This is a genomic window from Sorangium sp. So ce836, assembly GCF_028553905.1.
GTDB lineage: Bacteria > Myxococcota_A > Polyangia > Polyangiales > Polyangiaceae > Sorangium > Sorangium cellulosum_D.
On record NZ_CP102233.1, the window covers coordinates 6,708,625 to 6,732,083 of the forward strand.

Below are 23,459 nucleotides of genomic sequence, written 5' to 3' on the forward strand. Positions count from 1 at the left end.
CCGCGTCCTCTCGACCTGCTGCGCGACGCACCTCTGCCGTGAAGGCGGCAAAGCGCCGGAAGGCGACGACAAAGCGGGCGACCACCCGCAAGTCGGCGGCCCCGGCGAGGCGCAAGGCGACGCGCGCACCGGCGCGGGCAACCCGGACGGGCGCCAAGAAGAAATCGGCGGCCACGAAGGCGAAAAAGGCGACGCGCGCTGCCGCGAAGCGAGCCAGCGCGTCCAAGGCGAGGAAGTCGGCCGCCCGGACGAAGGCGAAGCCGACGCGCGCCGCCGCCAAGCTCAGGACCACCAAGGCCAGGGCGAAGGCGCGGGCGACGAAGGTCAAGGCCAGGGCCGCGAAGGCCAAGGCGACGCGGGCGACGCGGGCCAAGACGGCGCGGGCCAAGGCCACGAAGCCCAGGGCGACGCGGGCCAAGGTCGCGAAGCCGAGGGCGGCGAAGAAGGCCAGGGCCGCGAAGCCGAGGGCGGCCGCCGGGCGGGCGCGGCGCGCCAAGGCCGCGAAGACGAAGACCTCGCGGGTCAAGGCCACGCGGCCGAGGCTCGCGCGGGTCAAGGCCACGAAGCCGAGGCTCGTCAGGCGGAAGATCGCGGCGCGCTCCGAGCGGACGCTCGCGCCGGCGGCGGAGCCGAAGAAGCTCCGCAAGAAGCTGAGGCTCGACGATCAGCCGAAGCTGAAGGAGCGGCTGAAGCTCAAGCACGCCGGGGAGCAGGACGCGGCGGTCGAGGCCGAGCGCCCGCGCCGGACGAGCGACAAGCCGCAGCGCGCGAGCGACCGGCCGCAGCGCGCGAGCGACAGGCCGCAGCGCACGAGCGACAAGCCCGCCGCCGAGAAGAAGAGCGTGCGGCCGGGCGTGGCCAAGGGGAAGGGCCCGGCGTCGTCGATCGAGCGCCGTCCTGGCCGCGTCCCGCTCCGGGAGCCCCCGCGGGTGGTCACGCTGCCCTTGCCGATGCTGCCCCCGCCGCGGCGAGCCACCATCGAGGAGCGCAGCGCGATCATCGAGCAGCGGCTGAACGCGCAATCGGAGGATTTCCGGCGGCGTTATATCGAGAGCCTCGATATGTCGTGGATTTACCACGACAGCGCGCTCGAGGGTGTGGTCTACACGTTCGACGAGCTGCGCGCGGCCCTCAGCGGCCCTGCGCCGCTCGTGACGGACTCGAGCCTTCAGCCGACGTACGATGACATCCGGCGCCACAAGGAGGCCATCGTCTATGTGCGCGAGCAGGGCGAGAACAAGCGGGCGCCGATCACGCTCGACTGCATGAGGAAGCTGTACCTGATCCTCCACCCGGAGGAGGGGGACCTCAAGACGGTGAAATACCGCAAGGACATCCCCCAGCACCGGCTCTACTTCCACGAGTACGCCCCGCCGGACAAGATCGCCTACAAGGTGCGGCAGATCATCGACTGGCTGAACGACCCCGAGACGCGGAAGACGCGGAACGGCATCCGGATCGCGGCGCGCGCGCACTACGATCTGCTGCGGGTCTATCCGTTCCCGAACGACAGCGGCAAGGTCGCGCGGCTGTTCATGAACATGCTGCTGCTCCGCACCGGTCTGCCCCCGTCGATCATCCACTCGACCGAGCGGCAGCGCTATTACGAGGCGCTGAAGGGCTCGGCGACGACGGTCCTGCAGATGGTGCAGGAGTCGGTGGAGAACGCGCTCGCGAGCGTCGAGAAGCTCCTCGATGAGCATGAGACGCGGAAACGCGCCTTCGTCAGCTGAGACGGCGAAGCGCGGCCCCGGCGGCGGCCCCGCCCCGGCCGGACGGGGCGCGCGCCGCCCGCCCGGGGCCGCTGCCGCCGCTCGTCCCGCGCCGGCGCGCGCGCGGCCTGACACCCCGCCTCGGGCCACCTTTGCGCGGCTGCGCGCGCTGCATCCGGATGCTCATTGCGAGCTAGACCACAAATCCTCGTTCGAGCTGCTGGTCGCGACGGTGCTCAGCGCGCAGACGACGGACGTGCTGGTCAACAAGGTGACGCCCCATCTGTTCGCCGCCTATCCCGACGCCCGCGCGCTCGCCGGCGCCGATCCCGCCGAGGTGGGCGCGCTCCTCCGGCGGCTCGGGATGGGGATGTTCAACCAGAAGGCCAGGAACGTCGTGGGGCTCGCGCGAGGCCTCGTCGAGCGGCACGGCGGGGAGGTGCCGAGGACGCTGGCGGAGCTCGTGGAGCTGTCCGGCGTCGGGCGCAAGACGGCGAATGTGGTGCTCGGCGTGGCCTTCGGCGCGCCGGAGGGCGTCGTCGTCGATACCCACGTGCAGCGCCTGTCCCAGCGGCTCGGGTGGACGAAGAGCGACAAGCCGGAGCAGATCGAGCGCGATCTCATGGCGCTCTTCCCGAAGCGCGACTGGGACATGCTGTCTCACACGCTGATCTTCCACGGCCGCCGGATCTGCTTCGCGAGGAAGCCGGCGTGCGGAGGCTGCGGGGTCAACGACGCGTGCCCGAGCGCGTTCCACGCGGAGAACGTGGGGCGCAAGGCGCCGCGCTCGCCACGCCGCGGGGGCGCGCAGGCCTGAGCGCCATCGGCGCTGCGCACGCCGGGCGCCGAGCGCACTTACGGAAACGGGCGCGGCCAGCGCGGCGCATCGCTCGTCGCTTATCGCCGCTCGGCACGTCTGCTGTCGGCTGTTTATTCCCTCGACGCTGAAGACGCGAGGTAAGCTTGGCCCATGAAGGCCTTGTTCCTGACCCTCACCCTCGCCTGCCTTTTCACCGCCGCGTGCGGCCGCCCGGAGGACGATCTCTGCGACGACAGGTGCGACTGCGAGGGGTGTAACGAGCGCGAGTTCAACGATTGCCTCGATCGCTACGATGTCAGGTTCGTAGACGCAGACCGCCGCGACTGCCTCGACCGGTACGACGATCTCCTCGCGTGCGAGGACGACACCGCGATTTGCCGCAACTATAAGTGGGATACGGCGTGCAAGGACGAGAGAGAGGCGCTGGATCGGTGCGTGAACTAGCGACGACGCCGGCTCAGGGCCCGTCGCCCGGCGCGACGGCGGCGCCGGGCAAGGCGGCTCCGGCGCCGCGGAACGCGTCGACGAGCCGCTCCGACGCCGTGTAGGGGTCGACCTCGCGCCGCGCGACGGCGCGCACCGCCGCGTCGAGCGCGGGCCCGAGCGCGGCGACCGCGGCGTCGGTGAGCGCGTCGCGGAGCTGCACGTGCATCGCCTCGCGCAGGCGCTCCTCCCGGCGCGCGGCGCCGGCCTCGGTCCCGAACAGCCACGCCCGGTGCGCCTCCAGCCGGTCCACGAGCGCCGCCACACCCTCGTTGCGCGTGGCCACGGTCCGCGCGATGGCGGGCTCCCACGGCCCCTCGGCCGGCGCGCCGCCCGGAGCCGACGCCGCCTCGGCTTCGCGGGCGTGGAGCGCCGCGGCGCTGTGCCCGCGCGACCGCCCGGACGCCCTCGCCACCTCGCCGCCGAGCGCGATCATGAGCTCGAGATCGCGCACCGCGGCGTCGGCCCCGTCCCGATCGGCCTTGTTCACGGCGAAGACGTCGGCGCACTCCAGGATGCCCGCCTTGATCGCCTGCACCTCGTCGCCCATGCCCGGCGCCGCGACGACCAGGGTCGTGTGCGCCATGCGCGTGATCTCGAGCTCGTCCTGCCCGACCCCGACGGTCTCGACCAGCACGACGTCGGCCCCCCACGCGTCGAGCACCCGCGCGATGTCCACCGCCGAGCGCGACAGCCCGCCGAGCGCGCCCCGGGTCGCCAGCGACCGGATGAACACGTCGGGATCGCCGAAATGCGCCTGCATGCGGATGCGATCGCCGAGGATGGCGCCGCCGGTGAACGGGCTCGTGGGATCGACCGCAACCACGGCGACCCGGCGATCCTGCTTCCGGAACGCGCAGATCAGGCGGTCGGTGAGCGTGCTCTTGCCCGCCCCCGGGTTGCCGGTCACGCCGAGGACCCAGGCGCGGCCGGTGTGGGGGAAGAGATCCTTCAGGATCGCGGCGTAGTCGCCGGCGCGATCGTCGACGAGCCGGCAGGCCCGCGCCGTCGCGCGCGTGTCGCGGGCGAGGACCTTCTCTGCGAGCGGGTGCACGCGAGCGGTCTAGGCCCGGCGATGCGGGGACACAACCGGGCCGCGGGCGCGCGGCGTCTCTACCCTTCCCCGCCGCCTGCCGCGCCGGCGGCCTGACCGCCGTCACCGGACGGCCCCCCGCCGGCGCCGCCCTCCCCGCTCGCCGACGAGCCAGCGCCGCCGGCGCCGCCCGCGGCGTCGCCGCGATCGACGATCGGCCGCGTCTCGCCGCAGGCGACGGTGAGCAGGGTCGAGAGCACAGCGCAGGAGGCGAACACGAGCGCGCGATTCGACATGGCGCGTTCTTGAAGCGGGCGGCCCGCGAAGTCCAGCCGCGCGCCCCCGCCAGGGCGCCGCGGGCGCGGGCGCCGCGGGCGCGGGCGCCGCGAGGCGCCGCCCGGGACAGCCGCCTGCTCCCGTCAGGGCGCCCGGGCCGCCGGACGATCGAAGCGCCGCCAGCGGCCGTCGATGAGGCGCTCGTGCGGCAGGTACTGGGCCTTGTAGACCAGCCGCGAGCATTTCTCGACGTAGAGGCCGAGGTACAGGTACCGCAGGCCCCAGGCGCGGCACAGCTCGAGCTGCTTCAAGATCGAGAAGACGCCGGGGCTCAGCGGCTCGAGCTCGGGATCGTAGAACGAATAGACCGCCGACAGCGACTCCTGCCCGCGATCCACGACGGCGACCCCGACGAGGCGACCGCCGACGCGGTAGCGCATCTCGAACGTCTCGCAGCAGCTGTCCACGAGGAACGCCTCGTAGCCCGCGGCGCCGAGCGGGCCGTCGTCGCGCATCAGCCCCCGGCCGTGCTTGTGCAGGTTGTAGAGCGCGACCTTCTCCCGCGTGGTGACGGGCGGACCGATCTCGACGTCGACCACCTGCTCGCCGCGGCGGAGCACCCGGCGCTGCGTGCGGCCGAGGACGAAGTCGCCCACGATGATCCGGATCGGCTCGCACGCGCGGCACGAGGGGCACTGCGTGCGGTAGAGCAGCTTGCCGTGACGGCGGTTGCCCGCGACCAGCCGCCGCTCGAACTCCGCGCGCGTGAGCGGGCGGATGGGCACGCGGAGCGGCATCCGCGCGTCGACCTCGGGGAGGTACGGGCAAGGGCTCACCTCGTCGTGGACCGTGAGCTCGATCGGGTCCGCCACCTCGTCGAGCCGAGGGAGCTCGACGTCCTGACCCGATGCCGCATCTCGCTCGCTCGATGAGCCCATGTCGCTGTCGATCCGAGCGCTCGAGACCCCGTCGACACGCCGGCCGCTACATCCAGGGGATGCCTGTTGCGCGGCCACGTCAAGCAAAACTCAGAGCGGCACGGAGCGCCGGGAGATCTCGCCCGCTCGCGCAACGCGGCCGTCGGCATCGGCCAGCGGTCGTCATCATCCATCTGGCGCCTGGCACGCGCGCGCGCGCACCACCGACCACTCACACCACAACCCCCATTCGCATACATTTACCCCGATAGGCACACCTATCGCTTGATACCAGCGTGCCCAGCCGGACGGGCTGCGCGCGGCGCTGCGCGGCGCGCCCTTTTCCCTTGGCCCGGAGGCCGGTATGACCCAGCGCGCGCCCGCGAGGAGAGGCCGGTCCGGTGAAGGGCCCGCCTCGCGCGAGCGACGCGAGAAAGGCCGAACGCTTTGGATCTCACAGGAAAGCAGCGCCGCCACCTCCGGGCGCTGGGGCATCACCTCGACCCGATCGTGCAGCTCGGCAAGGCCGGGCTGACGGACGGGGTCGTCGCGGCCGTCGACGCCGCCCTGGAGCGACACGAGCTCGTCAAGGTACGCCTGGGCACCGAGTGCCCGGACGACCTGGGCGAGGTCGCCGACACCCTCTCCGAGCGGCTCCGCGCCGAGGTGGCGCAGACGCTCGGCCGGACGATCCTGCTCTACCGGCGCCACCCGAAGGAGCCGAAGATCAAGCTGCCCGCAGGCGCCTGACCGCGAGCCGCCCAGCCGCCTCCGCCGCAGCTCAGGGCGCCCCGGATCGCCGGGGCGCCCGGGACCGCGTCACACGTGCCGCAGCGCGGGGCGCTCGGCCAGGATGTGATCGAGCCAGGCGTTCGACAGCTTCTCCTGCACCGTGTTGGCCCGGAGCCTCGCGGCGAGGTTCTTGAAGTCGACGTGGTCGATGAGCTGATCCTGGTTGAAGCACGAGAAGACCACTGTCTCCTTGCCCGTCTCCGGATCCACGTGGCGCTGGAGGCACTGCGCGCAGACCTCCTTCATCATGCACTGCATCGGCGAGTTGATGCTCGCGATGCCCACGTGCTTCGGGTTGAGGTGCGGCGCGAGCACGCCGTGCCGCGCCTCGCGCACCGCGTTCATCATCTTGTCCGAGCCGATCGCGATGATGCGCCGGACCTCCGAGAGGCTCGCCAGCTCGCCGCCGAGCTGCCGCTCCGCGTAGGCCCGCATCGCCTGGACGATGTTGCCGCGGAAATGGCGATCCGTGGCGCGCCGCGGGGGGATCTCCGCGCCGCCGTCGGTGCACCAGATGACCTGATCGGTCGCCACCTCGATCTCGTCCTGCTTGAAGAGATCCTCGCCGCGCCGGTAGCCGGCGAAGTAGATCACGCGGTCGCCGCGCGCCTTGAGCGCCTTCGCGATCGAGAACAGCACGGCGTTGCCGAGCCCGCCGCCGGCGAGCAGCACGGTCTCGCCCTCGGGGATCTCCGTCGGCGTCCCGGTCGGCCCCATCACGACGACCTCCTCACCCGCGCGCAGCGCGGCGAGCAGCCGGGAGGACGCGCCCATCTCGAGCGCGATGAGCGATAGCAGCCCCTTCTCCTTGTCGACCCACGCGCCCGTGAGCGCGAGCCCCTCCATCGCGAGCCGCGTGCCGCGGACCACCGGCGAGCGCACCTCGTAGTTCTGCAGCCGGTAGAACTGCCCCGGCTCGAACTTGCGCGCCGCCGCGGGCGCGCGCACGACCACCTCGACGATCGTCGGCGTCAGCCGCTCGACGCGCTCGACCACCGCGGTGAAATCGTGATCGAGGCGGGCGAAGAGGTCGCGCCGCCGCGCGTCGCGCGCCGCCTGCGGCTCCTCGCCGAGCCGGGCGAGGTCGCGCTGGAACAGCGCGACGACCGACGGGTACGCGTCCTTGGCGCTCGCCATCGCCTTCACGACGCTCCCCGCATAGTGCGGGTGGTTGTCGCCGTAGAAGCTCACCGCGTGCTCGCCGTCGTTGTAGCTCGTGAAGAAGCCCTCGCGCGCCTTGGCCGGCTCGACCTTGAGCGCGCCGGCCTCGTCGACGTACGCGCGGTGCGGCTGGAAGAACTGCTTCCACTTGTCGAACGCGAACGAGCCCGGGCGCTCCTTCTCGTACGTGACGTTGGGGCTCGTCCCGGCCGCCACGCACACGGTGCGGGCCGGGATCGAGACCGTCTGGCCCGCGCTCCGCCACTTGCCGTCCACGACCTCCTGGCGATCGAAGACGAGCGACGAGACGCACCCGCGCTCGTCGAGCACCGCCTCGAGCGGAGCGAGGTTCTCGACGTAACGGATCCCCTCCTCGAGCGACTTGGCGACCTCCTCGTGGTTCAGCCGGTAGGCCGGCGAGTCGATGAGCCGCTTGCGGTAGACCAGCGAGACGCCGCCCCACGCGTCGATGAGGCCCTGGAACCGCGGCGGCCTGCCCTCGCGCGCGGCGCGCGCGCGCTCGTCGCGGATCTCCTCGGCGTGGCGCCGCTGCTCGGCCAAAAACTCCCGCTCCTCCTCGTCGAACATCGCGAGCACCGACGCCTCGCCGCGCTCGGCGATGAGCGCGTCGAGCCGGTCGGCCGTCTTCTCGGCCTGCACGACGTAGTAGGCCGCGAGCTCCGTCGCGGTGTCGATCGCCGTCAGGCCGCCGCCGATCACCACCGCCGGCAGCCGCACCTGCAGGTTCGCGAGCGCCGAGCGCTTGTAGGCGCCGGCCAGCTGGAGCGCCATCAGGAAGTCCGACGCCTTGCGGATGCCGCGCGCGAGGTTGTTCTTGAGCGGGATGATCGTCGGCCGCCCCGCGCCCGCCGCGATCGCGACGTGGTGGAACCCGCGCCGGAAGGCGTCGTCGAGATCGATCGTGCCGCCGAACCGCACGCCGCCATAGATCCGGAGCAGCCGCTGCCGCGCGAGCGTGATGTAGAGGACGGTGAGGAAGTTCTTGTCCCACCGCACCGTGATCCCGTACTCGCTCACCCCGCCGAAGCCGAGGAGGACGCGCTCGTCGAGCTCGGTGTAGAGCCGCTTGAAATCCCTGACCGGCCGCGGCGGACGCGTCTCGTCGCCCGTGAGCTCCACCGGCAGCGGCTCGATCTTGAGGCCGTCGATCGCCACGCACGCGAAGCCCTGCCGCGTGAGGTGGTGCGACAGGGTGTAGCCGGCGGGGCCGAGGCCGACGACGAGCACGTTCTTGCCGTTGTACGGGAGCGCGTGCGGCCGGAGCGCGTCGAGCGGGTTCCACCGCGTGAGCAGCCCGTAGATCTCGAGGCCCCACGGGAGCGACAGGACGTCCGTGAGCGCCGCGGTCTCGACCTGCGGGATGTCCACCGGGTCCTGCTTCTGGAAGACGCACGCCTTCATGCAGTCGTTGCAGATGCGGTGGCCGGTGCCGGGGCACATCGGGTTGTCGATGCAGACGAGCGCGAGCGCGGCGATCGACTCGCCCCGCCCGCGCATCGTGTGCATCTCGCTGATCTTCTCGTCGAGCGGGCAGCCGTGGAGCTCGACGCCGAGCGGGTTCGACTTGATCGCCCCGGTCTTGTTGTCGCGCAGGCCCTTCGAGCACGAGTCCTTGTCGCGATCGTGGCAGAGCAGGCAGTAGTCGACCTGGCTCTCGACCTCGCGGGGCGCCGCGCGCCGGTCGGTCAGCGCGAAGCCGTCGCGAGCCCGCCGCTCGTGCTCCGGCCCGACGAGGAGCTCGGCCGAGCCCGGGCCGTCGCTCGCGCCCTTCCTGTGCAGCTGGACCAGCGCCTGGTAGTCGAGCGTGCGCGGCGCCTTGAGCGTCGGCCAGCGATGCGCCGGGTCGTGCTCGTCCGCGCGACGCGCCGCGAGCCACGCCTCGACGGCGTCGAGCGCGAACGCGACGACCGCCGCGTCCTCGGCCTCGGTCGGCGCCGCGCCCGCGACCGCGACGGCCGGCGCCACGCGCTCCGCGAGCGCCGGGTCCTCCCGCAGCGCCGCGCGCGCCTTCGCCGCGCGGCCTCGGAGCTCGTCCGTCCACTTGGCGCCGCCGGCCTTGGCGGCCTTGCGCGCGATCTCGTCGACCTCGATCAGCGCGAGCGTCGCGCGCGCGATCGCGAGCTCCTCGGCGGCGGAGCCGCTGTCGAGCGCGCTCGCCGGCGCGCCCATGGCCGCGAGCGCCCGCCGCGCCGCGTGCGCCGCCTCGACGGGCGTGCCATGCCACGCCTTCCCGGGGTTCGGCTTGAACAGCCGCTTCTTCGAGAACTCGCGCTTGAAGTCCCAGAGCGCGGCCCGCTCGCGGGTCGCGTCGATCTGCGCCTGGGTCTCCCGCTCGACGCGGAAGAGCGTGGCGACGAAGCGGCCGACGTACGGCGCCGCCGCGAGGAGCGCCTCGGAGACCTGCTCCGCGGTGAGCGCGGGCCGGCCCGCGCCGCCGCCCCCGGAGGTCGCCTGCTCCGCGCGCAGGGCGGCCCGGTACGCGTCGAAGCGCGCGTAGGCGCCCTCGTCCGACGCGTGGAAATACTCCTCGAAGCGCTCCGTCAGCTCGGCGAGCTTCGCGGGGTCGAAGAGATCGACGTAACCGAAACCAGGGATTCCGAGCTCGAGCTCGGAAACATCGGAGGTGGCCTGCACCCACGAAGAGAAGTCAGCCTGCACGCCCGCGTTCGCTTCCATACCCGCAGCAAATGCTTTCTATTTCAAGGGGTTTGCCCGCCCGGCGAGGGGCGCGCGCGCCCGATCTCGAGAGCAACGTAAAGTAGCACCGGGCCGTAGCTCCGACCTGTCGCTCAGGCAACATCCATCGAGCTCATCCCGCGCTCGCCGCCGCGGCGAGGGCGCAACGGCTGCGCGCAACGGCTGCGCGCAACGGCTGCGCGCAACGGCTGCGCGCAACGGCTGCGCGCAACGGCTGCGCGACCGCGAGATCGCCGCAGCCGCGAGCCCGTCGCGGCGAGCGCGCAACGGCTGCGCGATCGTGAGATCACCGCAGCCGCGAGCCCGCCGCCGCGGCGAGCGCGCAACTGCTGCGCGCCGGCGAGATCGCCTCGACCGGGAACGCCGCCCGCTCGCGCGGCGACTCGCGCGGCGAGGAGCGGGAGAAGCCCCGTCGCTGCCGCCTGCAGGACCGGCGCCGCGCGCGGCGGGAGCGCCGCCCTCGTCGCGCGCGCCGGAGCGCCGCGATCAGAAGCCCTGCGAGACGACGCGCTCGATCGTGTGGGTCGAGATGTTGCCCGCGATGACGTCGGGATCGCGCAGCAGCGCCTGGTGCAGCGGGATGTTCGTGCGGATGCCGCCGATGATGAACTCGTCGAGCGCGCACCGGAGCCTCGCGATCGCCTCGGCCCGGTTCGCGCCGTGCGCGATCACCTTGGCGACCAGCGAGTCGTAGGAGCTCGGGACGCGGAAGCCGCCGTAGACGCCGGAGTCGACGCGGATCCCGACGCCGCCGGGGGAGTGATACTCGGTGATGAGCCCCGGCCACGGCACGAACGAGCGCGGATCCTCGGCGTTGACCCGGCACTCGATGGCGTGGCCGCGGAAGCTCCACGGGCGCGTGTCCGGCAGCGTGAGGCGCTCGCCGGCGGCGGCGAGGATCTGCTGCGCGACGAGATCGACGCCGGTCACCATCTCGGTGACCGGGTGCTCGACCTGCACGCGGGTGTTCATCTCCATGAAGTAGAGCTCGCCGCGCTCATCCATCAGGAACTCGAGCGTGCCGAGGCCCGTGTAGCCGGTCTCGAGGATCGCGGCCCGGATGATCTCGCCCATCCGGGTGCGCTTCTCGTTGTCCATCGCGGGGCTCGGCGACTCCTCCATCACCTTCTGGTGCCGGCGCTGGAGCGAGCACTCGCGCTCGCCGAGCGTCCACACGCCCCCGTGCTGATCCGCGAGCACCTGGAACTCGATGTGGCGCGGCGCCTCGACGTAGCGCTCGAGGTACACGTCCGGGTTCTTGAAGCCGGACAGGGCCTCCTGCGTCGCGATCTCGAACGAGCGCTGCACCTCGCCGGCGTGGCGGACGATGCGCATGCCCCGGCCGCCGCCGCCGCCGGAGGCCTTCAGGATCACCGGGTAGCCGACGCGCTCCGCCTGCTCCGCCGCGTCCGCCGCGCTCGTGAGCACGCCGGTGCCGCTCAGCATCGGGATGCCGAAGCGCTTCGCGACCGCGCGCGCCGACACCTTGTCGCCCCAGGTCCGCATCGCGTCCGCGCTCGGCCCGATGAAGGTGAGCCGGCACTTCTTGCAGAGCTCGGCGAACTTCGCGTTCTCCGAGAGGAACCCGTAGCCCGGGTGGATCGCGTCGGCGCCGGTGACCTCGGCGGCCGCGATGATCTGCGGGATGTTGAGGTAGCTCTTCGACGCTTCGGCCGGGCCGACGCACACGGCCTCGTCCGCGAACCGGACGTGCAGCGCCGCGGCGTCCGCCTCGGAGTGGATCGCGACCGAGCGGATGCCGAGCAGGCGGCAGGCGCGGATGACACGCATCGCGATCTCGCCGCGATTGGCGATCAGGATCTTCTGGAACACGGCACCCTCGCCCGGGCAGCGCTAGCTGCTCCGCACCTTGAAGAGACGCTGCCCGAACTCGACCGGCTTGCCGTTGTCGACGAGGATCTCGACGATCGTGCCGGGGGAGTCCGCCTCGATCTCGTTCATCAGCTTCATCGCCTCGATGATGCAGAGCGCCTGACCCACGCGGATCGCGCTGCCGACGTCGACGAACGGCGGCGCATCAGGAGACGGCGAGCGATAGAACGTGCCGACGAACGGCGAGGTGACGTACGAGATCCCCTCGTCGCTCGCCGCGGCGGGCGCCGCCGGCGCAGGCGCCGCGGCGGGCGCCGCCGCCGGCGCAGGAGCGGGCGGCGCCGCGGGCGACGCCGCCGGCGCGCTATGGAGCTGGTAGGCGACGGGCGCGAGCTGCGGCGCCCCTCCCTGCGGCACGAGGCCCCCGCGCGTGAGCCGGATGCGAACGTGTTCGTCCTCGAACTCGAAGTCGCTCACGTTGCGCTTCTCTAAAAGGCGCACCAGCGCCCGCAACTGCTTGAGGTTGATGTTCATGGAAGGACGTTCGGCCATCGATGTTTGCCGCCTTTCAACCAGAGTGACGGCGCATGTTCAACCTCTTTCGTCCGATCGCAGCTTCTCCAGGTGCCCGAGCAACCCGAGCAACCCGAGGACGTACGAGCTCGGACCGAAGCCCGCGACGCGCGCCATGCACGCGGGCGCGATGCGCGAGCGGCGACGGAACGGCTCGCGAGCGTCCGGGTTGGAGATGTGCACCTCGACGGTCGGGAGCGCGCCCGCGCGGATCGCGTCGTAGAGGGCGATGGAGGTGTGCGTGTACGCGCCGGCGTTGAGGAGGATGCCGTGGAAGCCGCGATCGCCGGCGTGGCTGATCGCGGTCACGAGCTCCCCCTCGCAGTTCGACTGCATGCACGACACCGAGGCGCCGTGGGCCAGTGCGGCTTCCTCGACGGCGCGGTGGACGTCATCCAGCGTGGCCGTGCCGTAGATCGCTGGCTCGCGCTTGCCCAGACGATCGAGGTTCGGCCCCGAGATGACCGAGATCCTGAAGCCGCTCAGGCGAGCTCCTTCAGCAGCACGGGCACCTTGGTGCGCAAGAGGTAGCGGGCCTTGCCGATGTTCGCGTCGGGCGTCATCGAGAAGGCCACGAAGTACGAGTTGTTCACGACGCGGATCAGCGTGGTGACCTTCTCCGCCTGGATCGCGATCTCGGCGGCGTTGCCCGCGTCGAGCATCTCGGCGGCGCGCTGGATCGACTTGAGCACGACGCTGAACTCCGCGCCGATGGTGGTGATGTCGAACGCGGCCCCCGGCTTGGAGTAGCTGTCGACCGCGATCCCCTCGAAATCCATGAGAAGGGTCGCGATGCCGCCCTCGGTGTTCTCTACGACTTCCTTCAGCACGGCCTGGAACATGGGGGGAGACTACCCAAGCGCGGCACGATCGGGAAAACAAACGAACCGGCGCGCGTCCGGCGCCCGGGCCCGGGCGCCTGCCCTCGCCCCCGCCGGGCGTCCGCGAGGGCGCGCGCGGGGCGCCTCGCGCCGGCCGCCCGCGGCAGCAGGCGAGCGCGCGGGGCGGCGACCTCGCGGCGGCGCGTAACACCGCGAAAGCTCGCGCCGTTCGCCCGGCAGCGCGGCGATCGCGATAAGCGGCGGGCGCGCTTTGCCTCTTGCATCCTGGTCCCAGCCGGGCGATTCCCGCCCCAAGGGGCCCGCTCCAAAGCACGCCTTGACCCTTGTCCCGGCGAGCGGCTAACGTGCGGCCGTTCTTTCGCCTCGCGGCAAGGCCGCGGGCGGATCCCGCCGGCGCATCTCGCCGGCGGGAGACGTCAAACGTGGCCGGGCGCGGCCCTGCGTCGCGCCCGCCAGCTCATCAAGAAAAACAAGGACGGCCCAACATCTATGCGTGCGCGAGCCGGGGATCCCCCCCGCACGATGCCCCAGAAGATCCTCGCCGGGCGGGCGACGGATCCTCAGCTGCGCGGTGATCTCGTCCAGGTCAAGGTCGACCAGGTGATCCTCTCCAGGGCGCCGTCGCGCGCGCTGGCCGAGGCCATCGCCACGGGCATGAAGAAGACGCCGGTCGAGGTCGCCGTCGCCTACGACGGCACCTGCGTGGCCGACGCGAGCTCGCTCGCGGACATCGACGAGGGCAGCCCACACTCGGTGTCGCCCGAGTTCCCGACCTACAACATCCCGATCGCGCGGCCGGGCATCGGCTTTCCCGCGCCCGTGCACCTCGAGCGCTTCGCCGCGCCGGCGCGGCTCGCCCTCACCGACGACCCGCGCCTCGCGACGGTCGGCGGCATCGGCATGCTGTCGCTCGTCGTCTCGCCGAGCCAGCTCGGGCAGGCGCTCGCCACGGGCTCGGCCTGGCTCCGGCCGCCGCGGAGCGTGCAGATCCACCTATCGGGCAGGGTGCGTCCCTTCGTGTGCGCGCGGGACGTCGCGCTCGAGCTGCTCCGCAGGAACCTCGACGAGGTGGTCCGGCGCATCGAGGGCGAGCACCACGCGCCGGTGATCCTCGAGTTCGCCGGGCCGAGCGCGCGGCTCCTCTCGGTGGGCGACCGCGCGGTGCTCTGCGGCATCGCGCCGCAGGTGGGCGCGGCGGCGGCGCTGTTCGTGAGCGACGAAAAGACGGAGGTCTTCCTCCGCGATCAGCGCAGGTCGAAGGCCCACCGCGCGCTCGTGCCGGACCCGGGCGCGCCGTGCGAGGAGGTCGTCTCGATCGACCTCGGCACGGTCGACCCGCTGCTCATGGACGAGGAGGGCGTGGTCCGGCCGGTCCGCGATCTCGCCGGCAAACCGGTGGCGCAGGTCGTCCTCGGGGGCGACTCCGGCGTGACGTTGCGCGACATGCTCGCGGCGGCGCTGCTGCTCAAGTCGAAGCGCGTCCCGTCGCGGCTCGATCTGCTGGTCGCGCCGCCGTCGCGGCAGGTGCTCGAGGTGCTCGCGCAGTCGGGCGCGCTGGTCGACCTCGTGGCGACGGGCGCGCGCATCGTCGAGCCGGACCGGCGCGTCGTCACCTCGGAGATCTACCCGCCGCCGCCCGGCGGCCTGTCGCTGCGCACCGCCGATCCGGAGCCGCGCATCGCCGGGGCGCCGTCGTTCGTCGTGGCCTCGGCCGAGACGCTCGCCTACGCCGTGGCCACCGGCTCGGTCGGCGATCCGCGGTCGTTCAAGCGGCCCGTGCGGGTGACCGTGCCGCGGGCGCTGCCGACCGACGACGTGCTGATCCTCCGCGACAAGAAGGGCGAGCAGGTGAGCACGAAGAAGCCGCCGCCGGCGCCCACGGCGGTGCCCTGGAAGGGACCGCTGACGCTCGACGTGCTCGCGGGCGTGCCGAAGGGGAGCGGGCGCGCGGCGGTCGGGGCGCGCGGGCGCAAGGCCGCCGCCCCGGCCGAGCCGGCCGAGCCGACCGCGCCCGCAGCGCCGGTCGCGCCGAGCGCGCCGAGCGCTGGAGACGACATGGCGCCGGCCGCGCCGGCCGAGGGCAAGGCGGCCGGCGGGGTGGCGCTCGTCCTGTCGACGCTCGACGAGGTGCGGGCGGTCGCGGAGCGCGCGACCGACCTGTCGACGGTGCGCGCGGTGGTCGCGCCGTTCGTGCCGAGCACCGCGGTGTCGGCGTTCGCGAGCGAGGGGATCGCCACGTTCCTCGTCGGCGCGGAGGCGCTCGGCAGCATCAAGGAGCAGAAGAGCGTGGAGCTCCCCGCCCCCGCGCAGTGGGGCGATCGCGTCGCGGCCGTCTTCGGGAGCGAGCGCGTCGAGGTGGCCTGGCTCGCGACGGGCATGGAGCGGAGCTGGACCCACGCAGGCACCGTGCGGCAGCCGCCCAGCGCGAGCAAACCGGCGCGGTAGCGGGCGAGCGCTCGGCGGGCACGGCGGCGCGGCGGGGTGCGCGCATCCCCCGTCGAGCCCCCTCGGGGGATGCGGGCCCGCCCCACCGCCGGAACCGGGGATGAGAGGCATCCCCACCGAGGGCCGGGAGCGGTGCGCTCAGGGGGTCGCGCGCACGGGGGCGAGCGGGGCGAGGAGCTTGATCTCGCTCGTGAGATCTCGGAAGCGGATCTGCTGCTCGTTGATCTGCATCTCGAGCACGATGACGCGCTTCGTGATCTCGTCGAGGCGCGCCGACGCCTTGGCGAGGCGGTCGGTGAGGTCGCGGCGGAGCTCGTCGGCGGTCTTGTTCTTCTCGATCGCCCGGAGGTTCTGGCGGAGCTCGTGGCTCTGCTGCTCGAGGCGCTGCTGCTCCGCGATCAGCCTGTCGCGCTCGTCGATCGCCGGGCGCAGCTTGCCCCGGACCTCCCAGGCCTGCCCGAGCTGCTTCGCCACGGCCGCGTCGGCGCGCGGGTCCTTCAGGTAGGCCTGCACCGCGTCGTCGGCGAGCTGGCTGAGCCAGTCGATCTGCTGCCGGAAGATCCGCCGCTCGTCCACGTCGAGCACCGCCGTCCCCCGCCGCGGCACGTCGATCGGCACGAGCGCGCTGCCCGTGCCGACGTTGTCCTCCGTGCCCTTCGGCGGCGCGTGCAGGCGCGTCCCGTGCAGGCGCGGGTGCTTCACGAGCGTCCTCGCCGCGAGATCGCCGCCGTTGCGGACGGCGTACTTCGTGTGCGTCACCCAGTCGCGCTCGATCTCGAGCGCGCCGCCCTCGATCTTCGCGAGGCGCGCGCCCTCGGCGCTCTCCTCGCGCGTCGTGTCGACGGCGAGGCCCCGCTCCAGCGCGAACGGCACCGTCGTCGTGGCCCCCGGCGGCAGCGGCTCGACCATGCCCTGGCCGAGGAACGCGCCGTTCTCGAAGACCGCGATGGGGCCGCGCTCCAGGAGCCCCTTCGTGTCGTTCGTGAAGCGCGCCACCCGGAACGGGTGCGAGCTCGACGCGGGCACGCCGCCGTCGGGCGCGAACAGGAAGATCGACTCGCCGGGCACCTGCTTCGCGAGGAGCAGGACCATCGTCGCGCTCCGGTCGGGGATGTCGACCGGGAACGGGATGTCGTAGCGCGTCGTGCCCGCCTCCATCGCGACCGCGGCGAGGGCGCTCATGTTGCGCGGCGGCGACGGGTTCATCATCGCCTTGTTGTCCATCGCCAGCGGATCGTCGTTGAACATCACCCCGCCCCGCGGCCCCGCGGCGCCAGGCGCGCCGGCCGCGCCGCCGACGGCCCGCTTCGCCATCGGCTTCGCGGGCGCCTTGGCGACCTCGAGCCGGTCCCTCATCGCCGCCCTGCTGGCAGCGGCGCCCTCCTCGGCCTCGAACGCGTACCCGTGGCCTTCATCGGCACCTGCCGCCGCCGGCGGCACGGCCGGCGCAGCCTGCGGCGCGGGCATGGGCGGCGGCGGCGGCGCGGCCTCGGCGGCCAGCGTGGTCTCGCTCGTCGGCACGGACGCGATCACCTCGCCCTGGTCGCTGACGATCGGGCGCGGCGGGATCGCCGCCTGATCGAGCGTCGCCTGGAAGGCGAGCGGCGCGCCCGCCACGAGCGACAGCTTCACGCCCTTCCAGTCCTCGCCCGAGAGGTTCTGCACGATGCCCCACGCCTGGAGGTGCGCCTGCTTCGACGCCGCCCCCTGGGCCCCGGCCGCGCCCATCACGAGCCGGTAGGAGGGGCGCCACACCGGCGTCTCGGCCACGTAGCCGACCACGAGGTCGTGCTCTCGCCCGTCGAGGGTGAGCTTCACCTTCTCGAGCTCGTCGCGCTTCTTCTCCCCCGCCGCCGCGCCCTTGTCCTTGGGGGGCGACGCCGTCGTCACCTCGGGCCCGGGCTCCTCCGGCGCGTCGCCCTCGCCCGAGCCGTCGTCGACCTCGACCGGGAACGACGCGCTCCGGACGCTGCTGCCGCCGGCCTCGATGACTGCGAGCGTCGCGAGGAAGTCGCCGACCTTCTCCTTGCGCACGCGGAAGGTCACCTGATCGGCGTCGATGAGCCCCCGGCGCTCGAAGTACGCGACGCCGTTCCTGTAGATGACCACGCGCCGCAGCGCGAGCCCCGAGGCGTCCACATCGGGGCCCCGCGCGCAGCCGGCGAGCAGAGAGAGAGCGAGGAGCAGGCCGGAGCCCGCTCGCGCGACGTCGTACCGTCTCATGATGTCGGTGGGTTTCTCTTGGGTCAGCTGTCGGAGGGCGCCGTCGAGGCGCGGCGCCAGTCGGGCGGCAGGTCGAGAAAGCCCTCGTTGCAGAGGAACTCGTAGAGCCCCTCGCAGACCTCGCCGCAGATCATGCTGAAGAGGTGGGGATCGGTGATGAAGAGGATCGTCTCGTCGCGCTCGGAGCCCGCCGTGTCCGCGAGCTGCGCGACCAGCTCGTCCTCGGCGAAGCCGACGAGCATCACCATCAGGGTCCGCTCGAACGCCGCGCGGAAGCGAGGGAAGGCCTCGCTCGTCACCTTGTACGCGAACGCCCTGCCCTCGTACGTGCGCGCGTCCCGCACCACCTTCGCGGCGACCTCGCCGAGGCTCGGGGCGAGCCGCTCGCCGAAGAAGTCGACGAGCACGACGTGCACCACCGAGACGATGCGCCTGAGCTCGCTCGATCGGCGCGACAGGAAGGCGTCCTGCATGTCCTTCGTGAGCTTCGCGAGCAGCTCGAACGACTGCTCCCGCGCCTCCTCGGAGGCGAACTCGAAGCCCTCGAGCTCGGCCTCGATCCGGTTCTTGTAGCGGGTCAGCACGTAGAAGAGCGCCTGCTCGCCGTGGTGGATCACCTTCGGCGCGCCGTCGCGGCCCCGCGTCTTCTCGTGGAGCTCGGACTGGAAGAACAGGCGGGCGAGGTTCTTGTGGATCTTCTTGAGCCGCCGCTCGACGAGCAGCGAGATGCCGTCCTCGCGGATGACCCGCTCGAGCAGGGCGCGGAGGGTCCGCTCGTGCGCGTCGCGGATCGCGTCGCGGTTCTTCGCCCCGCGCTCGCCCGCGCCCGCGGAGGCCTGGATCACCTTCAGCTGGGCGACGACCTGCGCGGTGACCGCGTCGAGCTCGGGGTTGGTCTCGAGATCGGCGCGGTAGTGGACGATGCGGGCCTGCATCTGCTCCTCGAGCAGGCCAAGCGCCATCTCGGTGATGTGATCCTTGAGCGCCTGGCTGACGTGCTCGCCCACCCGCCGCGGCGCGTTGGGCGGGAGCGACCTCGGCGGGTCGGGCGACGACCTCTCCCCTGGCCTGGCCCCGGGTTGCGATCGGCCCGAGGGCGGCAGCGGTGGAGGATTCCGATGGGCCGGGGCCATGAGCGGAGAGCATACCGGAACTCGCCCCCGGTGTGCGGCTTTGGCGGAGCGGCGCAAGTCGGAGTAAGACGGCCACCATGCACACGGTCGCTTCACGTACGAGAGCCTGGGAACCGGAAGGACAACCGGCGCCCTCCTGCCCGGCGCCCTCGCGCCTGACCCGCCGGCGCCTCGCGGCGGCGCTCGCGCTCGCGCTCGTCAGCGCCGGAGCGGGCTGCTCCCGCGAGGGCGACGGCCACCCCCCGCCCGCGCGCACGCCGGAGCCCACGGCGCGGCAGGAGCCCGGCGCGGCCGGCTCGCAGGCCGCCGCGGCGGGCTCGCAGGACGCCGCGGGGGAGAGCGCCGCGCCGGCCGCCGGGGCCGCCGCGGGCAAGGAGGGCGGCGCCGCGGGGGCGCCAGCGGCGCAGCGCCCGAAGATGAACGTGCTCGTGATCTCGATCGACAGCCTGCGCGCGGACATGCCGTGGAACGGCTACGAGCGCGACATCGCGCCCCGGCTGACCGCGTTCGAGAAGAAGGCGGTCAGCTACACGCGCCACTACGCGATCTCGTCGTACACCTCGATGAGCGTCGGCGGCTTCCTCGCCGGCCGGTACCCGAGCGAGGTCGATCGCAGCGGCTACTTCTTCGGCAACTACCCCGACAGCGTCCTCATGTTCCCGGAGCTCCTGCAGAAGGCCGGGGTGCGGACGATGACCGCGCACGCGCACTTCTACTTCGACCAGAAGGCGGGCTTCCGTCAGGGCTTCGACGTGTACGAGATCGTGCCGGGGCTCTCGGCCGACAACACGACCGACCGGAACGTGACGAGCCCCGGACACCTGGAGCTCGCGATCGAGATGCTCTCCGACAAGGCGAACACCTCGGGCACCTTCTTCGCGTACTTCCACTTCCTCGATCCGCACGACGTGTACATGACGCACGAGGGGATCGAGCCGTTCGGCAAGCGCGCCCGCGACAAGTACGACGGGGAGGTCAGGTTCACCGACATGCACGTGGGCAAGCTGCTCGATTTCGTCGCGCAGCAGCCGTGGGGGAAGGACACGGCGATCATCATCACCGCGGACCACGGCGAGGCGTTCGGCGAGCACAAGATGTACCGCCACGGCTTCGAGGTGTGGGACGTGCTCACCCACGTGCCGCTGATGATCCAGGCGCCCGGCGGGATCACCCCGCGCCGGATCGACGTGCCGCGCAGCTCCATCGACCTCGCGCCCACGATCCTGGACATGACCGGCGCCCCGCCGGAGCCGTCGTTCCCGGGCAAGAGCCTCGTGCCCGAGCTCTACGGCGCGAGCGCGGAGCCGCGCGACGTCGTCGTCGATCTGCCGCGCACGAGCGACAACGACCGGCGCAGGGCGCTCATCAGCGGGCGGCACAAGCTCATCGCCTACGGCGACGACGACGCGTTCGAGCTCTACGACGTCGTCGCGGATCCGGGGGAGACGAAGGACATCAAGCGCGACCAGGGGGCCGTCTTCGAGGCGATGAAGGCGATCTACAGGGAGCGCTCCGCGGCCATCAAGGACGTCTGCCCGAAGAACACGGCGAAGCTCAAGGGGAAGAAGAAGAACAAGCCGTGCTAGCGCTCGCGCGGCGGCCTAGCGCGCGGCGGGGGCGACGGCGATCGTCACGGCGTCGTCCTCGCCCGCCTCGCTCGCGGCCCGCGCCACGAGGCGGGCCCCCTCGCACTCGAGGTGCAGCACGACGGGCGCCTCCACCTGGCGGCCGCACGACGGATCGCCGGAGACGCGCGCCGCGAAGGCGCCGCGCGCGAGCTCGACCGCCAGGGCGATCCCCCCGATACGGCCCTCCGGGTCGTCCGGGGCGACCTCGCGCGCCGAGCGCGCCTCCTCGAGCCGCGTGAAGAGATCGGGCCCCCGGACCGCGACCTCGATCGGGCGGCCCGCCGCGTCCTCCAGGACGGAGATCTCGATCTCCGCCTGCCGCGGCGCGCTCTCGCCCCCGGCGTTCACGACGAACGGGAGCGCGATCCGCTTCGCGCAGACGGCGGCGCCCGGGGCCGCGCGCTCGTCGGCGGGCGCGCACCGGGGCGCCGGCAGCGTCAGGCTGAACGGGACGATCACCTCGGCGGGCGCCTCCGCGAGCGGGCGCCCCCAGGCCTCCCTGCCCAGGAAGCGGCGCAGCCACGCGGCGAGCTCCTCGCGGACCCGCGCGCGCTCCGCCCGCTGCCGCGAGAGCTGCGCGTCGGTCTCGCGGGCCGCGCGCGAGAGCAGATCGCCGGCGCTGCGCTCCCGGACGAGCGCGCGCAGCCGGCGGGTCGCGTCCTCGCGGAACGCGCCCCTCGGCAGCGTGGCCAGGTACGCCGCGAGCCCCGCGGCCGTCCCGCGCTTCGCCGCGTAGTAGATCGGCTCGGCCCGCGCGAGGTACGCGCGCACCTCGGCGGCGAACGCCCCCTCCGGATGGCGCTCGAGGTAAGCCGACGCCGCCGCGAGCCGCCCCTCGAGGGTCGTCGACACGCGGGTCGCCCGGTACGCCGCGTAGTCGTCGTGGCTCGCGAGGAGCGCCGGTCTCGAGGCGCACCCGGACAGGGCCGAGAGCGCCGCGGCGCACGAGAGCGCGCGGGCGGCCCGCGCGAGGCGGCGGCCGGGGGCGGCTGCGCCGCGCCCGCTCACGGGGCCTCCTCCAGTGGGCAGAAATTGCACTCCGTCGGGGTGGAGGCGCCCTCGTCCGCCATGTGCTCGCGGTACGCGTCGCAGCTCGCCGTCTGCAGCTTGTGCAGGCACACCTCGCCGTCGTGGACCAGCGGGTAGCAGCCGTTCGGGAGCTCCGGCGCGGCCTCGAAGCCGCAGGCGGCGGCGCAGGCGCGCGTGCGCAGGCCGCATTCCTCGCACTTGGCGCAGTCGATCTGCGCCTTCAGCGCGAAGAACTTGCGCGGGTCGAGCTCCTCCGGCGCCTGCCCGCAGCTGCCGATGTCGCCCACGACCGGCCCGATGCCCGCGAGGAGCAGGAGCGCCGCGACCCCCGCGACCTCGTTCGCCCGGAGGCGCCCGCTGCGCCGCTCGCGCCCCGGCGACCTCATGGCAAAAGCTCGTGATCGATCATGAGCCCGAGCTGCGCCGACACGACGGGGTAAACGGTGTACGCCGCCTCGTACGTCGCGGCGCCGTAGAAGAGATCCCCGACGAGCTCGCCCGAGAGCGCGACGCCCGCGAGGAGGTAGTACCCGAGCCCCACCGCGAGCTCGCCGCCGACGTTCACGTCGGGCTCGATCAGGATCGACGCGCCGAGCCGACCGTACGCGAGCGCGCGGGGGAGGCCGCGGTAAGCGACGAAGTAGCTCGGCGTGATCGACTCCTGCGGGACGCCGCTCACCGCGAGCGAGAGGCGCAGCGCGCCGCCGTGCTGGACGCCGTCGGCCGGCCCCAGCGCCAGCGCGACCCCGAGATCGAGGTACCCCGCGGTGAGCGAGAGCGATTCCGCCGTGTCGCCGAGCTGCGTCTGCAGCCGGTACGGGTTGTTGAACCGGAGCCCCGTCCCCATCGCGAGGGACGACACGACGCGCGCCGCCGTTCCCGGCGGCCTCGCGAGCGCGCGGTACGCCTCGAGCTCGGCGCCGCCGCCCTCCTCGCCGGGCGGCGCCTCCGCGGCCGCCTCGCCGGCGCGGCCGGGAGCAGGCTGGGCCGCGGCGGCGCGCCCGAAGGACGCCACGAGCAGCACGGCCACGAGCGCAAGCCCGGTCCGGAGTTCCAGCATCGCCACGAGCCTTCTACCCCGAGGTGGCGCTCGCTGGCACGCTCAATTGCGTCCCGGCCGGCGCCGGCGCCGAGGCGCCGCGCGTCGCTCGCGCGCGGCGCCTCGGCGACGGCGCCGGCCGCGGCCCTCGGCACGGTCCTCGCCCCCGTTGCGTATCCGCCCGCTTCACCTGCGGACCGGACCCTGCATGGCGAGACCACCGTGAGCAATTCAAGCACCCGAGGCAGGCAGAGCACCGCCGCACCTTCGCCGGCGCTACGCGCGCCGCGCGCGAGCGCGACGCAGCGCCGAGAACGAGAAGATCGCAGCGACCAGGGAAGGCCGCGCAAGCAGCCGCAGGCCCCCGGGGCCGCCGCGCGATGGCCCGGCGCGACCGAGCTGGACGAGCCGTTCGTCGACGTGATCGACGCCGCATCGGCGCCCCCGCTGCGCGGCAAGGTGAGCCCGCGCAGCGAGCTCAGCGACGTGATCCCGACGCTCGACGACGAGGTCCGCGGCTACCACCACCACCCGAACGACGCCGGCTGCACCGAGTTCGAGGTGAACCCCGACGCCGCCGACGCCGCCGCCGATCTGGCGAGCGATCTCGGGGCGGAGTTCCTCGAGGGAGCGACGAAGGGGCAGGACATGAGCGACGTCGTGATGTCGCACGACGACGACGACGGCGACCTGCCGTATCTCCTGGAAGACGAGGAGGTCGAGTCCGTGGAGCCGGACGCCGACGAAGAGGACGAGCAACCCGTGACCCAGCGGATGCGGCGGAACACGGGCTGAGCGGCGG

The 23,459-nt window shown here is 72.9% G+C and carries 20 protein-coding genes; 7 read left to right on the plus strand and 13 right to left on the minus strand.

The genetic code is table 11. From position 1 onward, the window contains the following. Positions 1 to 38 precede the first annotated feature (38 nt). The 3 genes from NQZ70_RS24355 (at position 39) to NQZ70_RS24365 (ending at position 2,976) form a co-directional block, all read left to right on the plus strand. On the plus strand, positions 39 to 1,733 hold the full coding sequence (locus tag NQZ70_RS24355; protein WP_129576333.1) for a Fic family protein: 1,695 nt from the start codon (positions 39 to 41) through the stop codon (positions 1,731 to 1,733). Positions 1,734 to 1,872: 139 nt separating this feature from the next. Continuing rightward, entirely contained in the window at positions 1,873 to 2,529 is a 657-nt protein-coding gene (gene nth / locus NQZ70_RS24360; protein ID WP_275938226.1) for an endonuclease III, read from the plus strand. Positions 2,530 to 2,682: 153 nt separating this feature from the next. After that, positions 2,683 to 2,976, plus strand: a complete 294-nt coding sequence (locus tag NQZ70_RS24365) for a hypothetical protein (protein ID WP_129576334.1) — start codon at positions 2,683 to 2,685, stop codon at positions 2,974 to 2,976. 13 nt (positions 2,977 to 2,989) lie between these two features. On the opposite strand, the gene meaB is transcribed toward NQZ70_RS24365, so the two are convergent. The 3 genes from meaB to NQZ70_RS24380 all read right to left on the minus strand — a co-directional run bounded on the left by meaB (position 2,990) and on the right by NQZ70_RS24380 (position 5,262). Beyond that, entirely contained in the window at positions 2,990 to 4,069 is a 1,080-nt protein-coding gene (gene meaB, locus NQZ70_RS24370; RefSeq protein ID WP_129576335.1) for a methylmalonyl Co-A mutase-associated GTPase MeaB, read from the minus strand. A 59-nt stretch (positions 4,070 to 4,128) separates the two neighbouring features. After that, positions 4,129 to 4,344, minus strand: a complete 216-nt coding sequence (locus NQZ70_RS24375; RefSeq protein WP_129576336.1) for a hypothetical protein — start codon at positions 4,342 to 4,344, stop codon at positions 4,129 to 4,131. 123 nt (positions 4,345 to 4,467) lie between these two features. Then, on the minus strand, positions 4,468 to 5,262 hold the full coding sequence (locus NQZ70_RS24380) for an arginyltransferase (RefSeq protein WP_129576337.1): 795 nt from the start codon (positions 5,260 to 5,262) through the stop codon (positions 4,468 to 4,470). Positions 5,263 to 5,688: 426 nt separating this feature from the next. On the opposite strand from NQZ70_RS24380, the gene yhbY reads away from it, so the two are divergent. Beyond that, complete coding sequence (gene yhbY, locus NQZ70_RS24385) at positions 5,689 to 5,991, plus strand: ribosome assembly RNA-binding protein YhbY (RefSeq protein WP_020736636.1); 303 nt, start codon at positions 5,689 to 5,691, stop codon at positions 5,989 to 5,991. A 69-nt stretch (positions 5,992 to 6,060) separates the two neighbouring features. Here yhbY and NQZ70_RS24390 read toward each other — a convergent pair whose 3' ends face one another. The 5 genes from NQZ70_RS24390 to NQZ70_RS24410 all read right to left on the minus strand — a co-directional run bounded on the left by NQZ70_RS24390 (position 6,061) and on the right by NQZ70_RS24410 (position 13,148). Beyond that, positions 6,061 to 9,891: an FAD-dependent oxidoreductase gene (locus tag NQZ70_RS24390; protein WP_237245569.1), complete on the minus strand. Its 3,831-nt coding sequence runs from the start codon at positions 9,889 to 9,891 to the stop codon at positions 6,061 to 6,063. A gap of 507 nt (positions 9,892 to 10,398) precedes the next feature. Further along, positions 10,399 to 11,745 (minus strand): acetyl-CoA carboxylase biotin carboxylase subunit, encoded by a 1,347-nt coding sequence (gene accC / locus NQZ70_RS24395; RefSeq protein WP_129576338.1) that lies wholly within the window; start codon positions 11,743 to 11,745, stop codon positions 10,399 to 10,401. A 21-nt stretch (positions 11,746 to 11,766) separates the two neighbouring features. After that, a complete protein-coding gene (accB, locus tag NQZ70_RS24400) occupies positions 11,767 to 12,297 on the minus strand; it encodes an acetyl-CoA carboxylase biotin carboxyl carrier protein (RefSeq protein WP_129576339.1) in 531 nt (176 codons plus the stop codon). A 39-nt stretch (positions 12,298 to 12,336) separates the two neighbouring features. Next, positions 12,337 to 12,804, minus strand: a complete 468-nt coding sequence (locus NQZ70_RS24405) for a type II 3-dehydroquinate dehydratase (RefSeq protein ID WP_129581545.1) — start codon at positions 12,802 to 12,804, stop codon at positions 12,337 to 12,339. Beyond that, a complete protein-coding gene (locus tag NQZ70_RS24410) occupies positions 12,801 to 13,148 on the minus strand; it encodes a roadblock/LC7 domain-containing protein (RefSeq protein WP_237245570.1) in 348 nt (115 codons plus the stop codon). Before NQZ70_RS24410 ends, NQZ70_RS24405 begins: the two co-directional genes overlap by 4 nt. 534 nt (positions 13,149 to 13,682) lie before the next feature. Here NQZ70_RS24410 and NQZ70_RS24415 point away from each other — a divergent pair. After that, on the plus strand, positions 13,683 to 15,605 hold the full coding sequence (locus NQZ70_RS24415) for an aconitase family protein (protein ID WP_129576340.1): 1,923 nt from the start codon (positions 13,683 to 13,685) through the stop codon (positions 15,603 to 15,605). Between the two features lie 138 nt (positions 15,606 to 15,743). Here the strand turns inward: NQZ70_RS24415 and NQZ70_RS24420 are convergent, their stop codons facing one another. Then, complete coding sequence (locus NQZ70_RS24420; RefSeq protein WP_129576341.1) at positions 15,744 to 17,828, minus strand: hypothetical protein; 2,085 nt, start codon at positions 17,826 to 17,828, stop codon at positions 15,744 to 15,746. A 23-nt stretch (positions 17,829 to 17,851) separates the two neighbouring features. Next, entirely contained in the window at positions 17,852 to 18,835 is a 984-nt protein-coding gene (locus NQZ70_RS24425) for a hypothetical protein (protein ID WP_020736644.1), read from the minus strand. 203 nt (positions 18,836 to 19,038) lie between these two features. Here NQZ70_RS24425 and NQZ70_RS24430 point away from each other — a divergent pair, with 203 nt between their 5' ends. Then, a complete protein-coding gene (locus NQZ70_RS24430) occupies positions 19,039 to 20,547 on the plus strand; it encodes a sulfatase (RefSeq protein WP_129576342.1) in 1,509 nt (502 codons plus the stop codon). Between the two features lie 15 nt (positions 20,548 to 20,562). Here the strand turns inward: NQZ70_RS24430 and NQZ70_RS24435 are convergent, their stop codons facing one another. From NQZ70_RS24435 to NQZ70_RS24445, 3 genes are read right to left on the minus strand one after another with little or no spacing between them, the layout of a single operon-like run. Next, positions 20,563 to 21,597, minus strand: coding sequence for a hypothetical protein (locus NQZ70_RS24435; RefSeq protein ID WP_129576343.1), 1,035 nt, complete (start codon positions 21,595 to 21,597; stop codon positions 20,563 to 20,565). Then, positions 21,594 to 22,004, minus strand: a complete 411-nt coding sequence (locus NQZ70_RS24440; RefSeq protein WP_129576344.1) for a hypothetical protein — start codon at positions 22,002 to 22,004, stop codon at positions 21,594 to 21,596. Before NQZ70_RS24440 ends, NQZ70_RS24435 begins: the two co-directional genes overlap by 4 nt. Beyond that, positions 22,001 to 22,678, minus strand: a complete 678-nt coding sequence (locus tag NQZ70_RS24445) for a hypothetical protein (RefSeq protein WP_237245571.1) — start codon at positions 22,676 to 22,678, stop codon at positions 22,001 to 22,003. The genes NQZ70_RS24440 and NQZ70_RS24445 overlap by 4 nt, the downstream gene beginning before the upstream one ends. Before the next feature lie 399 nt (positions 22,679 to 23,077). Here NQZ70_RS24445 and NQZ70_RS24450 point away from each other — a divergent pair, with 399 nt between their 5' ends. Beyond that, positions 23,078 to 23,452 carry a hypothetical protein gene (locus NQZ70_RS24450; RefSeq protein ID WP_237245572.1) on the plus strand — a complete coding sequence of 125 codons (375 nt, stop codon included), beginning with the start codon at positions 23,078 to 23,080 and terminating at the stop codon, positions 23,450 to 23,452. The last annotated feature ends 7 nt before the right edge of the window (positions 23,453 to 23,459 follow it).